We start from the raw sequence: 16,426 nt of genomic DNA on the forward strand, positions 1-16,426 counted from the left end.
TGGCGAATCTCTCTGGCGTTGACCGCCTCGACCGCTTCCGGATTCTTTACGAGGTCCGATTTCTCGATAGCGGACAACAACTCGCCTGTACCCTCATCCTGCTAAAGCAATTTTGAGATAGGTTCTAACCTGGTCGGTTGTTGGTGACCGGATTTCGACTCTAACTGAGTCTGCGGTCGGCTCCCCCTTGTCCCTTGCCAAACGACAGATTTCTCTTAGATTATTCAGCCATGTCTCGACAGAACCTGATGGGATATACCATGCCCCAAATGGAGAGTCTTGTGGTCTCTCTTGGCGGCAAGCCGTTCGGCGGGAGGCAACTGTTCAAATGGTTGTACAATACCCGGTTGTACGACTTTGATCTGATGACCGACCTGACCAAGGAGTTGAGGCGACGGCTCAGCAGCGAGTATGCATTTGGCCATCTGCGTTTGGCTCATAGCGCCCGGTCGGTTGACGGTACCGAGAAGTTCTTGTTCCGACTGGAGGATGGCCGTCCGGTCGAGACAGTGTTGATCCCCGACGATGGCCGCCGGACACTCTGCATATCATCGCAATCCGGCTGCGCCCTGGCCTGTCGGTTCTGCGCCACCGGCACGATGGGGTTACTTCGCAATCTGACAGTGGGAGAGATTGTCGGTCAACTTATGTATGTGCGCGATCTGCATGGCGATGAGGCATTCAGCAATGTTGTATTTATGGGAATGGGGGAACCGCTGCAAAACTATGACAACATGATCGAAGCGATCAGGATCATGAAAGAGCCGCGTGGGCTGGGACTGGCCGCCAAGAAGATCACCGTTTCGACATCGGGAATAACGCCCAAGATAAAGAAGCTTGCGGATTCGGGTCTTAAGGCGCGGCTGGCGCTCTCGCTTCACGCAGCCACGCAGGCCAAGCGGCGGAAGATCATGCCGGTGGCCGAGACGTTCGGTCTGGAGAAGCTGATGGAAGCGGTTCGCTATTTCGCGGAGAAGAGTGGCGACCGGGTCACTTTTGAATATATCCTCTTCGATGGATTTAACGACACACTGGAAGACGTTAGAGAGCTGTCGCAACTGATCCGGGGGATTCCCTGCAAGATCAATATTCTCGCGTATAATGAAGTTCCGGGCCTTCCGTTCAAGCGGCCCTCAGACGAAAAAGTCGACTGGTTTGGACGGCAGCTGTACCCGCGGGCTCCTGCGGTTACGGTGCGGAAAAGCCGCGGCCGGGATATTGCCGCCGCCTGCGGTCAACTGGCGGCGCGCCATGTGGCAGAGGAGGTTTGATTGCGGTTTCAAAACGTTATCGGGTCGGCGATTCTTTTCGCAGCGTTTGGCTTTGGACAATCGTGGGGACAATCGCCGGACGTTGAAGTCGGCGAGATCAGCACCCCCACGCTTCGATGGGGGCGCCAGTCGGCCGTGTTCGATCTCACGAACAAGACCGAAAATCTCAAATTCATCACGGTTGAGACGCGCATGAAGTTCGAGGGGACCTACCTGAACGCTTCGCGCACCGCCCGCACTCATTACATCCTCGAACCCATGAACACAATTAACGTGAAGGCGACCGTTGATATACCGGGCAATTTCGGCCGGGCGACGATGACGGTGGCGTTGTATGATGTGGTGGACACGCTGGATCCCTTGATGGCGCAGCAGAAGATATACGAACAGCCATTCACCCTGATGTTTCATATCCCTGACCCACTGATGCCGTATCTGCAGTCAAAGGTAACAATGCCCCCCATGGTGGGCCGGAATCCTGATTTTGACAATGAGTTCTCGCGCGTATTGCTCGAACTGCTGGCCGAACGGAAGACGCCATCGGAGATCGCCGCCATGGCGCTGGCGGACTCGGCGTTTGTCGCTGAGGCGATCGCCAATCTGAAGGTCAAGACATATCTCACCGACGACTCAGGCACGCTGCGTTTGAATGTTCCAGTGATCCGCGCAGCCGAGGCCGATGAGGCATTGGCTCTGGCAAAACAGGGCGCAGCCGACCTGGCGGCGCAGATAAAAAAGAACATGCCCGCGTTCCTGAGAGTGCGCGACTCGCTGGCGGTGATCGGCAAAATCCCCAAAGACACCAACGCGTTCATGAGCGGGGGGGTCATTCTCTACAAGCTGTATCCGGCGGTCGGAGCGCTGCTTCTGTGGCACGATTACGGCCAGGGGTTTATTGCGGGGCGTACGCCCCTTGATATCTTCGCGGGTACCGACCCCTGCAATGCTTTCATGCCGTCGTACATGTACGCGGTGGAGGGGGGCGAAGTGGTGAATGGCACGCAATACTACAATATGACCATCGCGAGGAATCGTCTGGTTCTCACCTGGGGAGACCGGGTGCCGGACGTGGATTGTCCGGAGAAGCTGAATTTCACCCAACCGCTGGCCGAGCGCACGGAGTGGAACTATGTCCGGGGCGACATCCCGGATGTTTATATGTTCGACACCAGTCTCACGTATCCGTCGATGCGCATACTTGCCGGCGGCGCCAATGACAGGCTGCAGAAGCTGTACGATGATTACAAGAAGATCTCGGAGAAATATCGCCCCGGTCAGTTCACGATGGGGTGCAGGTACTGGTTCTGGAATCTGGTGGCTACGCACGCGCTCAGACAATTGCTGATCGAGAATGTCGTGCATCGGGGACCGATCAACGGACAATTCCGACTGGAGTTGATACCGTGAAGCACATCGCGACGATAGTCATGCTGGCAGTATTCGCCGTCATCTCCTGCAAAGAGAAGACGCCCAACCGGGACTATATCCCGGTTCTCAAGCAGCAGCTCTACCTCTTGCAGGAGGCGGTGAAAGCTGGAGACCGGACCGTTCTGGATTCGCTCTTGAGCGATGACCTCCGTGCCGAGAACGGGGCGGATTCCCTGTTTTGGTTTGTGTCGGCGCCCGGCGGCGAATTTGCATTCGCACAGTTCGGAAACTGCGAAATTTATTACAATGACGACAAAGCGCGCGCCGACTGCGTGCTCGTGGACACGGCCGGCCGGGAGGGTGCAGCGGTTACGCTGACGATGGTCAATGAAGGGGGGAAATGGCTGTTGAAGCGGTTCGAGTCGAAAACGCCGGCCCCCGGCCGCTAAGGACTTTCTCCGGTGAATTGAAAAAGAAAAGCGCCGGCAATCTGCCGGCGCTTCTGTCAATTGATGGTGAACTCGAAAGCCCCGATCAGATTTTGTCTTTCTTTTGACCTTCGAGTATCATCCGCGAGTATTCTTTGGGCTCGCTTAGAATCTCAACTGCCTTTTGTACGGCCTTGTCGTCTTTCAGCACGATCTGTTCGTATACGCCGCGCTCGCCGGAGATTGAGGAGACGATCTCCCGTTTAATGGCGCGCTTGATGTAATCGACGGATTGGTCGAAGTCGGCCGTCTTTTCTTTCTCTATCAGCGATGACATCTGATTGAATTGGCTTTGGAACAAGGTGTCCTTGTTTTCGGCCTTCACCGTCTTTTCCATATCTTCGAGCGCCACCTGGAGGGCCGACTTGTACGTGAAATCTTTCTCCTTGATGAATTTCCTGAATTCACTCAAGACCTGATCGGTGATTTCGAAATCAGGCTTGACATCGGGGTGATCTGCCACGTACTGGACGGCGAAGTCGAAGAACATGGATTTGCGCTCGAGATTGATCTCGATTGGTTTCCAGGTCTCGCGATCCATGACGATGTCGGGCACGATGCCGCCCCCGCCGTACACCACGCGGCCGCCGTTCGTGTAGTATATCTCCTTGTCGGTGACTTTCATCGTGTCGGCGGTGCTGTCTTCTGCATCGAAATCATCGGCCATTGATCCCGGATGGTCTTTCCCCTGTTTGTCGGCTTTCTGGATACACCGGCCGGAGGGAACATAGTACTTGGCTGTGGTCAGCTTGAGGGCCATCGAGCCGTCATTGGAGATCGGGAAAATCTGCTGCACGAGGCCTTTGCCGTAGGTGGTGTTGCCGACGATCAGCGCTCTATCCCAGTCTTGAAGTGCTCCGGCCACGATCTCAGAGGCCGACGCGGTCCCCTCGTCAACCAGCACCACGAGTGGTTTGTCCGGGAAGATTGGCGGGCGGTCGGACTTGTAATGCCGCTCGCTGTCGGCGTAGCGACCGCGGGTATAGACAATCTCGCTGCCCTGTTTCAGAAACAGTTCCGACGTCTCTTTGGCCTGATCGAGCAGGCCGCCGCCGTTGGAGCGGAGATCGAATACGAGGGCTGAGGCATTTCGATTATTCAGGTCGTTGATCGCAGCGCGGAGCTCGGCGGAGGTCTCCTCGGCAAACCGCGACAGTCGGATATATCCGATATTCGTGCCCGGGACCACGCCGGCGTAATTCACCGACTTCAGTTCGATCTCGGCCCGTTCGATCTCGAACTCCTGCAATTCCGGAAGTCCCTGTCGTTTGATGACCAGTTTGACCGAGGTACCGGCCTTCCCACGCATCAGCTTGGAGGCATCGGCCGATTTCATGCCGTCGGTGGAGTGACCGTCAATTTCCCAGATTATATCTCCTGCGTGCAGGCCGCGCTTGTAGGCTGGGGTTCCTTCTATCGGCGAGATGATGACAATGCGGTTATCGCGCGCGTCGATCATCATCCCCAGACCTTCGTACTTGCCGTGGGTGCTTTCCATGAGCGCGTCATACGAGGATTTTTCCATTACCACCGAATAACGATCCAGGTCGGTCAGCATGCCGGAGATGCCGGCTTTGACGATCTTGTCGATATCCACATCTTCCATGTACTGATTGCGGATATTGAAAGCCGTCTGAGTGAGCTTCTTGACGGCGCGGAGAAAATTGTCGTTGCTGCGTGAAACGGAATCCTGACTGCGCGGAAGTTCCTCGACGTTTAGTTCAACCGTATCCGCGTAGAGAACCGGCTCGGACGCCTTGGAGAGTTGCCCGGCATCACCTGGTCCGGCGAACCAAATCATGGCCAGAGCGAAAATGGTGATACCGAAAAGTTGTGCCGTGTAGCGCATCATGCAATCCTCCTATGGCGACTTGTCATAGCGCAATCTATATGCTGTTTACCTGCTGTCAAGTTGGCCGGCGTTTGTCGGCGACCCGTATCTCATTGACACTTTAACACTTATACGGCCCCGCTGGTTTCATCGAACCGTATCATTCAGCGATGTCTTGTCGTAACCTCATTCTCTGAAGGCGGTTAGCCATTTCCACGCGTTCCAATCGGCAACTTTTGTGAGTGTTCCGCCGTCTCATTACTTGATAACACCAAAATAAGTTGTTCATTGTTATCGGCTTAAGGCCGACCGGGTCGTATCAATGGCGTGCAGATTGTACGTAAATCGAACAGGTGAGTTGCAGTGAAACCCGGCGTTCCCAAACGGATTTCAGTCGCATGGCTGCTGAATCTTCTCTTGCCGGGACTCGGGCACGCTCTATGGCGGGAATGGTTATTTGGCCTATTTATCTTTCTCATCATGCTGATCGCGGTGGTGTTGTTTGTCGTGACGTTGCTTGTCCCCTTATCGGCGGTGGTGAAGGTGCTGCTTCTGGGTCTGCCGCTCGTGTTCTATCTCTTTTCCTTCGTAGATCTGGCGCGCACCGTCCGCATGCGTCGTAGCAATGTCATGATATCGTCGAGACGGATGCTCATCTGTCTGGCAGTTGGCATAGCGTATCAGTTCCTGTCACCCTCGGCACCGCTTAATATCGGGCTCAATAATTTGCCGGAGTTGTATCGACAATCGGACAGTCGACTGACCCCGCTTTTTCATCGGGGGGATCTGCTCGAAGCCAGTCACATGTCGTACTTCGTCAAGCTGATGTTCTTTGAACGACCGATCATGCATTCGCTCCCACAGCGATACGATATCGTTCGGTTTGAGGCGCCCGACAAGGTTCGGCACGCGGGTGTCGTGCTGGGGCGATCCGGTGAGTCGATCGAAATGGCCGAGGGGGTCCTGGTCGTCAACGGCCTGCCGGACCTTACGAATGGTCCCGAGGGTATTAGCCTCACCGGTGACTGTCCGTTGACAGTAGTACGCGACTATTCTATTTTGGTCGCCACTATGAACTCCGGCGCGGTTGACAAGCTTTACCAGGTACCGTTCTCGGATATTGTGGGAAAGGTTAGCCGGCTCCCTTGACCTCCGTCGACACCCTCATATTTGATCTTGACGGCACGCTCATCGATTCTTCCGACGGTGTGGTGGAGGCCGTGAATTTTGCCCTGCGACAACTGGGAGAAGCCGAACGGTCGCCGGATGAGATCAAGCCGTATATCGGATATCCGCTGCACAAGATGTTTGCCGATTTCACCGACGCACCTCCGGATGAGTTGTACCGGCAGTTCCAGGTGCGGGCGGCATTGACAATCGTCGCCTCGGCTGTGCCGCTCGACGGAGTCGAAAGTGTGCTGTTGGAACTTCATCGACGTGGTTATCGCATAGCAGTAGCGACAACCAAGGTGCGTGCGCATGTCGACGGCATTCTGGCAAAGCTCGGATGGACCAGGTTCTTCGAGGCGACTGTCGCCGGGAACGAAGTTCCCCGATTCAAGCCGGACCCTGGTGCCTTTCTGCTGGCTTTGGAGCGACTGAACGCTCGAGCCACACAGGCTCTGGTGATCGGCGATACCGAAAACGACATCCTGGCGGCCCGGGCCATACCCATCAGGATAGCGGCGGTGTTGTCTCCCTATGGCGGACATGACAAGGTCCGCGCCTTGCGACCGGATTATGTGATTGCGACCCTTGGCGAGCTGCCGAATATTCTCTCCAACCGTTCACGAGAGAAAGGGTAATGCCATGAAGGTTGTTTACGTACATTCGTTCCGGACCCGTTTCGGGACCATCCATACTGCCTCGACGGACGACGGCCTGGCGCTCGTTACGCTGCCGGGTGATTCTGAGGGGCGCTTTCATACGATCGTAAGGAAGCACTTCCCTGACAGCATTGTCGAGCCGGGAGGGCCCGAAAGCGAACAAGTTGAGCGTCAGTTGCTTGCTTATTCTGAAGGGAAACTCAAGAAGTTCACCCTCAAGCTGGATTTGATTGGCTCTTCGTTTCAAAAACGGGTGCTGACGGAAGTGGCGCGGATACCGTACGGACAGACCCGCACCTACCGCGAGATCGCGGCAGCCGTGGGGAATCCGAAAGCTTCACGTGCGGTCGGTGGGGCCAACGCGCACAACCCGATCCCATTGGTCGTACCGTGCCATCGGGTCGTGGCTGCGAACGGTTTGGGCGGATACGGTGGAGGGCTGACGATGAAAAAGAAACTACTGGCATTGGAAGGCGCGCTGCAGGCTGGCGAGTGAAAGCCGGCCGCAGGCGGCGCAGATTCGGGAGAGACTCATGGATCCTCGTGTGACGAAACTGGCCAAGGTCCTTCTGCATTACTCGATCAAATTGAAGAAGGGGCAACTGTTCAAGATACAAGGAGAGCCGGTGGCGCTGCCACTTATCAAGGCGGTGTACGAGGAGGCGGTCAAGATCGGAGCCAATCCGTATGTCATGCTCAAGATTCCCGACAACGAAGAGATGTTTTTCAAGCACGCGTCCGACGAGCAACTGGCCTACATTTCACCGCTGACCCGTCTGGAGATCGACAAGATCGACGCGCTGCTTTCGATCTGGGGTACAGAGAACACCCGATATCTGACCGGCACTAATCCCAAACGGCAGGCGTATCAGCGCAAATTCCAGAGGCCAATAGTCGAGAAGCTGTTCACGCGTATCGGCAACAAGTCCCTATCATGGGTCGGCACGCAGTTTCCGTCGTTGGCCGATGCCCAGGATGCGGACATGTCGCTGGCGGACTACGAGGATTTCGTCTATTCGGCAGGACACATCGACGCCGCCGATCCGGTTAAGCACTGGCAGAAAGTGGAAAAGGAGCAGGCACGTCTGGTGAAGATCCTCAACACGGTCGACCGCCTGCATGTCCGCTCGAACGACACCGATCTCAAACTTAGGGTGAAAGGTCGGAAGTGGATCAACTGCGCCGGGACGCAGAATTTCCCGGATGGAGAGATTTTCACCGGTCCGATCGAAGACTCCGCTGAGGGACATATTCGGTACACGTTTCCCGCCGTGTACATGTGGCGCGAAGTTGAGGATGTCCGCCTGGATTTTAGGAAAGGCAGGGTAGTGAAAGCAACCGCCGCTAAGAATCAGGAATATCTGAACGCCATGCTCGACATGGACAGGGGGGCTCGGTTCGTAGGGGAGTTCGCCATCGGGACCAACTATGAGATCAAGCGGTTCAGTCGCAACACGCTTTTCGACGAGAAGATCGGCGGCACGTGTCACCTGGCGGTCGGGGCTTCGATCCCCGAATCGGGCGGCAAGAACAAAAGTTCGCTGCATTGGGATATGGTTTGTGACCTCAAGCAGGGGGGAGAGATCGTGGCCGACGGGAAAGTGATCTATAGGAACGGCAAGTTCGTCATCTAAAGTGACCTCGCAATCAGTTCGAAAAAAGGGACCGAGTTTCGAAGCTCGGTCCCTTCTGTCTATTCGATCATGGATTGGTCGGCGGCGGCCCACCGAAGAAGAGAAAATCGACCGCCATCTGCAGATCACTGATATCCTGCAGAAAATCGTGTGTCCAGTCGCCCGATTGGATCGTCACGGCGGGTGGTCCGCCGAAGAAGAGGCGGTCGACTATAAACTGCAGATCCGAAATGTCCAGCAGAAAGTCGTAGTTGCAGTCTCCCCGAAGAATGTTCTTGGTAGCGATCACGCCAGTATTAACCACCGGCTTGTAGGTCAGCGCGGGTGAATAGAGATTGAGCTTATTGGTGAAGACATCCGTCGTATCCACGACATTGGCCAGACCACCGAAGGCGAACTGGTTGGTCGTGCAGTAGATTTTCAACACTTCGCCGTTGCCGGTCGTGAGGTCCGGAGCGCCGCCGCCGTTGTCGGCTTTTAGCTCGATCGTGTACCGCTTGTTGGTCGGATCGAAATTGAGATAATTGAGCGCCTCGAAATACGAGGTCCTACTGCCGAGCGACACGGAATCGAAGGTGATATTGAGGGGAGTCGAAGCGAGTTTGAACGGGATGACGATGCGGCTCAACGGCTGCGAATTGGCGAGATACACCGAGTTGACCACCTGCTGACCCGCAAACGCGGAATCGAGACCGAAGTTCAGCGTGTCGCCGAGAGCAACAATATAGGCGGTCTTCAGATTCGTGATCAGGCCGTAGGTGGTCATCACGCTCAGCGAGACATCATACAGGCCGGGCACCGTATAATTGTGCGATGGGTTCTGAAGAGCTGAACTGTCACCATCGCCAAAATGCCAGAGCCATGAACTGGCGGCCAGGGCACTGCTGCCGGTGAAATTCACGGTCATGGGTGCGTTGCCTTGCGTGATGTCCGCGGAGATCGCGATCGGCCAGCCCAGCGCCGCTTCGATATTCACGATGCCCCAGCCGTAGTTGTTGTCCGGAATGGATGCGCGCGATGCGGTCTGCATGACGGCATCGCGGATCATCTGCGGTGTGAAATCGGGATGCGCCTGTACCATCAGGCATACCGCCCCTGCCGCCAGCGGACAGGCGGCCGAGGTTCCGCTGAAGCTGGAACTGTAGGCAACGTCGCCCGACGACGAAGCAGCGTACGTGTTGATACCTTGAGCGCAGATCTCCGGCTTGGTGCGGCCATCGAAGGTCGGCCCGCGCGATGAAAAACTGGCGATAGTGCCGGTCGAGGAGACTGCGCCCACGGCCAGGATATTGAAGGCATCCGCAGGCGCTGTCAGAGTGCCTGCGCCCGGTCCGGAGTTCCCCATGGAATTGCAGACGATGATGCCGAGACCGTCGGCGGTGTTTGCCGCCAGCGTGATAATAGCCGTGTTGCCGTCCATGTCCGCATAAGTATATGAGTAGGTGCTGTCATCGAACACGCCGTAACCGAGCGACGACGTGACCACATCGGCGCCGATGGAATCGACCCATTCCAGCGCGGCAACCCAGTTGTCCTCTTCCATGTGCGATTCCATGCGGACATCTTCGGTCTTGCAGAGAATGAAATTCGCCTTGTACGCCCCACCGTACATCGTACCGTCTTTCATCCCTCCGGCCAGTGACCAGGTCGAGGTGCCGTGACTCCAGGCGGACGAGACATCGCCAGGCTCATTCGCCGTGTTGCCGTCGTTGAAAACGAAATCATATTCGGCGAGCACCCGACCCTCCAGATACGCCTGTGCGAACGCTTCGTGCGACTTGCGGAAACCGGTGTCGAAAACGGCAAGTGTCACGCCCTGACCGTTGTATCCCTGGTCGTGAACCTGCGGCACGTTCATCTGGGTCAATTGACCTAACGATGATCCGTAGTTGAGAGCATCCGGCTGCATCGGAGCTGTCGGTGCCGACGGAAGCTCGCTTTCGATAACCGGCTCAGGCTCCCGTACAAATCTGGCAACCGGTTTGATCTGCGCCACGTACGGCAAGGAAGCGACATCATTAAGTCGATCCATGGGAAGGTCAAAGCTGGCCGCGTTCAACCACCGCGATTCGCGCCGAAGTTTGCCGCCCAAAGATTCAATGCCACGGAGATAAGTTGATTCCACAGGGAGGTCGACAAACAACACGTTCTCGTGTCCCACCTTGGCCCGTCGTGCTCGAGCCCGCTCGGTGAGATGTACAGCCGCCGCTTTTTGTGTATAGCCCGGTCGATCGGTGACTCCCTTGTCAGTGAAGAAAATCCAGACCGTGGCGGACGAGGGATTCCGATGTTCAAGGATCTGGCGGGTTCTCGCGCTGACGACTTCGGTCGATTTCGCGATGACGACCGGCTCCGGTGATAGCTGCGCGGTCGCAGCGGAAATGGAAACCGAATCAATGATAAAAATGGCGGTTACAATGCAGACGGAAGTGAGGGAGGCTGAAAACGTGACAACGCGACTGCTCATCGGCACTTCCTTTCCATGGTGTATGAACGCCGTGGCGCTTGGGTAAGTAACTATCTTGCAATCAAGTTACATCAATCGCCGATTTTGTCAATGTCAACCTGAGGCCCCCCTACAGGTGAGGGAAAGCGCCCATACTGTACTCCAATGTCGGCAACTTCTGGCAGGTTCCCCAGTTCGCTCGAAACTGTGGACGTAAACCTAACTGTTTCGGGTTCATCGCCTTGAATCTTAAGGACGCTGTGGGGACAATTTCTCCCCTGCAAGGCATGCCGAATGCATCGGTTGTGGCAGGTAAAACCTTCGGCTGGAGCTGGGGAAGGCCGTTTGCGGGCCGCCGGCCGCGGTGAAAGGAAAGTAGCCATGAACACAACGTTTCGTGTACGATCAGTCCAGGGTATCACGTTGATCGAGTTGATGACGACGGTGGTCATTATCGGTCTGGTGGCCGGGATGGCGGCGCCGAAGTTTGAACGCGCCTACAAGCGGATTCAGTTCCGCTCGACTACCCGGGATATTACCTCGACTATGAAGCTGGCCAGGTCCATGGCAGTCGCCAGCAAAGACCAGTACGGCATCTTCTTCGATCCGGCCCAGCGCACGGTTACCCTGTTTCGCGACCAGGTCAATCTGTCGAATTTTGCGTTCGAGTCGGGTGACTCAACCATCCGTGTCGATACGCTGCCGACGGAATTCGTGTACATGTCGACCGATGTCGGGAATAACGTGATCGCGTTCAGAGCCAATGGCTCAGCCGGATTCACGGGCGGCGGAAATATTTATACGATGGCTCTCAGCGATGATATTGTCGGCATCCAGACACTGAACGTCCTTGCCTCCACCGGGCGTGTTCACAGCGACCAGTGGTACTACTAACAAGAGACCCTCCTTCTCTCCTTTCTTTGGCTGATTTCCCCGGGGTCACCCCCCGGGGTTTTCATTTGCGGGGCAATGCGTTGGACTGTCCGGCACTACAATTACAGTAAAGTCCGTCCCGCTTGGGACCGATAGCAGGATTGTTGGCCCGGAAGGGAGGCCGCGACCCCCTATGGTGATATATGGGCGTCCGGCCAAGGTTTTTTTGCCGGTCCGGTTAATTCGCCTGGCGGCATGCCGATAAAGAAAGCAGTTGCATAGGCACACGAGTCGGAAAAAGGATACCTGCAAATAAAGAGTTGGCTATGTTGTTCTCACGCAAAAGCACAAGCACCGTTGGGCTCGACGTCGGCGCCAGTTCGATCAAGCTGGTCAAGCTGGATCATTCCCGCAACGGGCACTCGGTGTCGGCGATCGGCATCCGCGAGTTGCCGCCGGAAGCGATTGTGGCCGACGAGATTCGCGACCGCGAGGCGGTCATTTTCAACATCCAGTCGTTGATCGATCAGACCGACCCCAAGATCAGGGACGTGGTGGTGTCCATCTCCGGGCACGGGGTGATCACGGACAAGTTCACGATCGACAAGAAGACCGGGCCGGAAGCGGAGCAGGCGATTCTGTTCGAAACCGAACAGCGGGCGCCGTTCGATGTCGACGACGTCACGCTGGATTACCATATCATCAAGACCGATGACGACATCAACAAGATGGACGTCCTCCTGGTGGCGGCCCGCAAGGAATATCTGCGCATGTACCTCGGGTTGATCGAAGATTGCGGTCTGAGGCCGGTGGTGGTTGATGACGATGCGTTCGCCATCCTGAACGCGTACGAATACAACTACGAGGCGGACCCCACCAAAGTCACGGCCCTGGTGAATGTCGGGCACGATGTCACCAATATCACCTATCTGGCCGAGGGGTTGTTCAAGGCCACGCGTGACGTGTCGGCCGGAACGCGTGAGATTTACAACGCCATTCAGCGTGAATTCCGTCTCAGCCCGGAACTGACCAGCAAGGCCATGAAGGGGGAGATGACGGACTCGGTCGACCAGGACATGCTCAAGGCGACCATCACGTCGGCGTGTGACGAACTGATATCCGGTGTCGAGCTGGCCTTCTCGTATTTCAAGTCACAGGCCAAGCTTGACCGGATCGACTGGCTGGTGCTTTCCGGTGGCGGCGCGCTGGTGCCGTACGTGCCGGAGTACCTGCAGTCCAAGTTGAACATACCTCTGGAACTATCCAACCCGCTGCGCACCGTGGATTACGATCCCGAGCTGTTCCAGTATCTGCAGCCGGAGAAAATCGCGCCGCTTCTGGCAGTGTCGGTCGGTCTGGCCATGCGGAAAGTGAGGTAATAGGACTATGATAGAGATAAACCTACTTCCCAAGGATTACCTCAAGGGGTCCCGCAGCTTTGCGCTCGGCAAAGGCGGGCTGTATGGCGTCGCCGGAGCGGTGGCGGTGGTGGTGATGTTGATCACCGTCACGTTCTACCAGATCCGCCAGTTGAGCTCGCTCCAATCCAATATCGAACGGGCATCCGAACGAGCGGCCATGCTTCAGCGCGATATAAAGGTGGTCGACGCCCTCACCGACGTGAAGACGAAGATCAACCGCCGGATGGAAGCGGTGGAGCGACTCGATCGTCACCGCACTGTCTGGGTCCGTATTCTCGAAGACGTGGCGGCCGATGTTCCGGATTTCGTCTGGCTGGCCGGGTTCAAAGAGAAGAGGTCCGAGCCTCCGAAGAGTGCGGAGAAGAAAGCCGGACAGGACAAGGGCGCGGCGAGTCCACAGCAGGCCGCAGCCGTGCCGGATTCCATGCCGGCGTTCCGACCGGTCGAGATCGAAGGATATGCATACACTCTCAACGCGCTGGCAGCGTTCATGATCAGCATGATGCGGTCGGATTTCTTCGACGGTGTCGAGTTGGTCAAGTCTGAGGAGACCAAATTCCAGAGCCAGAACGACGAGCGCGCATACAATTTTGTGGTAGCGGCGAACGTTCATTACCTCTCCGACAAGGATCTCACCAACCTGGTGGCGAACGCGGACGAGGAGTCGGAGTTCAATGAGGCGGATTTTGACGAGGCCGATGAGCCGGTGACCAGTGATGCGCCGGCAACCGTCGCCGCCCCTGACGGCAAACGCAATTAGGAGTAATGGGCTATGGACTTCAAGGATTCCAAGACACAGAAGATTGCGATCGCCGTCCTGGCGTTTTTCATCGTCGTGTATTTCTGGTATTCACGGGTGTACACCCGCTACGACAACCAGATCGTCCAAAAGAGCCAGGAATTCGAGACGATCACCACCAATCTCAAAAACGTCGAGATGAAAGCCAAGTCGCTGGATGCGCTGCAGACAGAGTACGCGGCGCTGGTGGAACGGTACCACGACATCGAAGCGCTGCTTCCGGAAGTGAAGCAGATTCCGTCGATGCTGGTCCAGCTCCACACGGCGTCCTCGCTGTCCGGCACCAAGATTACGAAGATCCAGCCCAAGCCGGTGGCGTCGGAGGAGTTTTACAATATCGCGTCATTCGAGATCGAGATGACCGGGACGTACCACGACTTCGGCAATTTTGTCAGTTATGTCGCCAATTTCCCGTTTATTGCCAACCTTTCCGAAATGGATATCAAGGCGACCAATGTTGCCATCTCAGCCGCTCCGGCAAATCAGGAGACCATGACCGGGCGATTCGAAGTTGGCAAAAAGAAGCCGACCATGACGGCCACGTTCGTCCTCTCCACCTATTATGTACAGGAAGGGGAGCGGCTCAAGGAACTGGTCTTATAGGATAGGAGATGAGGAGACGATGAAAGCAGTATTGTCAATCATGTTGTTGGGGACGCTGGCTCTTGCCGGGTTGGCGTCGGCCTCGACCGTCACCAACGTCAGCCTGTCCTACGAGAACGGCGCTACCGTGGCCCGGATCGAGGTGCAGGGACCGATTCGGTTCACGCACCAGACCGAGATTCCCAAGGACGGCAAGCCGGACCGGATGATCCTGGACGTCATAGGCGCGACCAATGAGATGGCGGCCAAATCGTTCAGCAATCTACCTGCTTGCGGCATCAGTGGCATCCGTACCAGCCAGTACGCGGTGACGCCGGAGAAGATCGCGCGCGTCGTGTTCGACATGCTGAAAGCGCCGATCTACCGTGTGGAGTCCGAAGGAACCAACATCAAAGTGATATTCACCGACAACACGGTGAAGCAGTTCAGCGCCTGGTCTGCCGCCAAAGCCACACCGACGACAACGGCTCCGAAGCCAACAGCGTTGCCGACAGTAGCTCAGCAGACAACTACGCCGGCAGTGAGCCCAGTCAGCCCAGCACAGCAGGCCAAAGCAATGGAGCAGGACCGTCAGGCGAGTCTGTCAGGCAGCGAACCTAAGCCGGCTGCGCCCGCCGTCACGGCAGCGTCACGCACAGCCAAGACTGAGCCAAAGCCGGTCGCGGTGACGCCTGCTACTCCGAACACTGTGCCAAAGGTCGAAGTGAAGCCGCCAACGCCTGTGACTCCCGCAACCCAGTCGCCTGTAACGTCGCAGATTGCAAAGGCCGATCAGAAACCACCGACCCCCGCCACTCCTTCTTCGACTACTAAACCCGAAGCGAAGCCGGGCACACCGGCGGTGGCGTCGACTCCAGTCGAACCCAAGCCGATAGTCGCAACTCCGAAGGCGGAGACAAAACCCGTTGCGCCGACTGCCACGCCAACGACCCCGCCCACTGCGACCACGCCGTCGATGACTCAAACGCCCAATCAGGCCGCTGTGAAGCAGACGGTTCCGACAACACCGGCGTCACCTCACGCAAAGAAAGATACGCCCGCGCAGACAGACGCATCCAAACCGTCGACTACTGGTGCACCGACACCGGCTTCACCAGCGGTTAGCAAAGCAGAGCCCAAACCGTCACAGACTGTTGCCACCGGCACTCAGCCGGCGGTGACGAAGGTCGAGCCAAGTCCGATAAAGGGCCCGGCACCGGCCGTCTCCAAGGTGGAAACACCTCAGACGGTTACACCGACTGAGACGAAGCCTATAGCGCCATCCTCTACCCCCAGCGTTGCCAAAGTGGAGACCAAGGGGACCGAGCCACTGAAATCGGCTGTGACCGATTCCGCCAAGGCTCTAGCGGCGAAGCCAGACAGCGGCGCCGAGAAGCCGCAAAAGCCGGCCCAGGTGGCCCAGAATGATGAGCAGTTCGCGCCAACCGATACGACCAAGTCGACCGCGCGGTTCCGCCGCAGCCCCGCCAGCCAGGCAAAGATCAAAGGGACGATGGTGGCTGAATTCCCGCAGCGGCTGGTCGTGAAGTACGAAGCGCAGGAGTATCGCGACCCGTTCGCGCCATTGCTTGACGATACGCGCACGTTCAACAATCCGGTCAAGGCGCGCCTCCCCAATGTCGAGGGGCTCAAACTGGTCGGTATCATCGAGTCAAGCGAGGGGGACAACCGGGCGTTGTTTGAAGACAAGAACGGCTACAGCTACATGTTGCAGTCCGGGGATAAAGTCCAGAAGGGGTACGTGCTGCGAGTCGAACGCGACCGCGTGTACTTCCAAATTTTCGAGTACGGCTGGAGCCGGACCATTGCGCTCACGATCGTCGACGAGTCCGAACGATGAAAGGTTGGTGCTGATATGATATGGAG

General features: G+C 56.8%; 14 protein-coding genes. 12 read left to right on the top strand and 2 right to left on the bottom strand.

Going from position 1 to position 16,426, the window contains the following annotated elements; all coding sequences use genetic code 11:
- Window positions 1-230 precede the first annotated feature (230 nt).
- Genes rlmN through AB1644_00525 form a run of 3 tightly spaced genes read left to right on the top strand, consistent with a single transcriptional unit; the run spans window position 231 to window position 3,088 of the window.
- Complete coding sequence (gene rlmN, locus AB1644_00515; protein ID MEW6049540.1) at window positions 231-1,271, top strand: 23S rRNA (adenine(2503)-C(2))-methyltransferase RlmN; 1,041 nt, start codon at window positions 231-233, stop codon at window positions 1,269-1,271.
- Complete coding sequence (locus AB1644_00520) at window positions 1,272-2,678, top strand: hypothetical protein (protein ID MEW6049541.1); 1,407 nt, start codon at window positions 1,272-1,274, stop codon at window positions 2,676-2,678. It begins immediately after the preceding gene.
- A complete protein-coding gene (locus AB1644_00525; GenBank protein ID MEW6049542.1) occupies window positions 2,675-3,088 on the top strand; it encodes a hypothetical protein in 414 nt (137 codons plus the stop codon). The genes AB1644_00520 and AB1644_00525 overlap by 4 nt, the downstream gene beginning before the upstream one ends.
- An 85-nt stretch (window positions 3,089-3,173) precedes the next feature.
- Here the strand turns inward: AB1644_00525 and AB1644_00530 are convergent, their stop codons facing one another.
- On the bottom strand, window positions 3,174-4,979 hold the full coding sequence (locus AB1644_00530) for a S41 family peptidase (protein MEW6049543.1): 1,806 nt from the start codon (window positions 4,977-4,979) through the stop codon (window positions 3,174-3,176).
- 342 nt (window positions 4,980-5,321) lie between these two features.
- Between AB1644_00530 and AB1644_00535 the strand changes: the two genes are divergently transcribed.
- The 4 genes from AB1644_00535 to AB1644_00550 are packed head-to-tail and all read left to right on the top strand — an operon-like array spanning window position 5,322 to window position 8,418.
- Entirely contained in the window at window positions 5,322-6,107 is a 786-nt protein-coding gene (locus AB1644_00535) for a hypothetical protein (protein MEW6049544.1), read from the top strand.
- Entirely contained in the window at window positions 6,104-6,763 is a 660-nt protein-coding gene (locus tag AB1644_00540; GenBank protein ID MEW6049545.1) for an HAD family hydrolase, read from the top strand. The genes AB1644_00535 and AB1644_00540 overlap by 4 nt, the downstream gene beginning before the upstream one ends.
- Window positions 6,764-6,767: 4 nt before the next feature.
- The gene (locus AB1644_00545; GenBank protein ID MEW6049546.1) at window positions 6,768-7,280 is read left to right on the top strand and encodes a methylated-DNA--[protein]-cysteine S-methyltransferase; all 513 of its coding nucleotides are present in this window, start codon (window positions 6,768-6,770) and stop codon (window positions 7,278-7,280) included.
- A 37-nt stretch (window positions 7,281-7,317) separates the two neighbouring features.
- On the top strand, window positions 7,318-8,418 hold the full coding sequence (locus tag AB1644_00550) for an aminopeptidase (GenBank protein ID MEW6049547.1): 1,101 nt from the start codon (window positions 7,318-7,320) through the stop codon (window positions 8,416-8,418).
- 67 nt (window positions 8,419-8,485) lie between these two features.
- Here AB1644_00550 and AB1644_00555 read toward each other — a convergent pair whose 3' ends face one another.
- Entirely contained in the window at window positions 8,486-10,885 is a 2,400-nt protein-coding gene (locus AB1644_00555; protein ID MEW6049548.1) for a S8 family serine peptidase, read from the bottom strand.
- A 360-nt stretch (window positions 10,886-11,245) separates the two neighbouring features.
- On the opposite strand from AB1644_00555, the gene AB1644_00560 reads away from it, so the two are divergent.
- The 5 genes from AB1644_00560 to AB1644_00580 all read left to right on the top strand — a co-directional run bounded on the left by AB1644_00560 (window position 11,246) and on the right by AB1644_00580 (window position 16,400).
- A complete protein-coding gene (locus tag AB1644_00560; GenBank protein MEW6049549.1) occupies window positions 11,246-11,758 on the top strand; it encodes a prepilin-type N-terminal cleavage/methylation domain-containing protein in 513 nt (170 codons plus the stop codon).
- A 305-nt stretch (window positions 11,759-12,063) separates the two neighbouring features.
- A complete protein-coding gene (pilM, locus tag AB1644_00565) occupies window positions 12,064-13,116 on the top strand; it encodes a type IV pilus assembly protein PilM (protein ID MEW6049550.1) in 1,053 nt (350 codons plus the stop codon).
- Between the two features lie 7 nt (window positions 13,117-13,123).
- On the top strand, window positions 13,124-13,918 hold the full coding sequence (locus AB1644_00570; GenBank protein ID MEW6049551.1) for a PilN domain-containing protein: 795 nt from the start codon (window positions 13,124-13,126) through the stop codon (window positions 13,916-13,918).
- Window positions 13,919-13,930: 12 nt separating this feature from the next.
- Entirely contained in the window at window positions 13,931-14,560 is a 630-nt protein-coding gene (gene pilO / locus AB1644_00575; GenBank protein ID MEW6049552.1) for a type 4a pilus biogenesis protein PilO, read from the top strand.
- 19 nt (window positions 14,561-14,579) lie between these two features.
- Window positions 14,580-16,400, top strand: coding sequence for a hypothetical protein (locus AB1644_00580; protein ID MEW6049553.1), 1,821 nt, complete (start codon window positions 14,580-14,582; stop codon window positions 16,398-16,400).
- Window positions 16,401-16,426 lie beyond the last annotated feature (26 nt).

The sequence above is a fragment of the Candidatus Zixiibacteriota bacterium genome (genome assembly GCA_040753875.1).
Classification (GTDB): Bacteria; Zixibacteria; MSB-5A5; order GN15; family FEB-12; genus DATKJY01.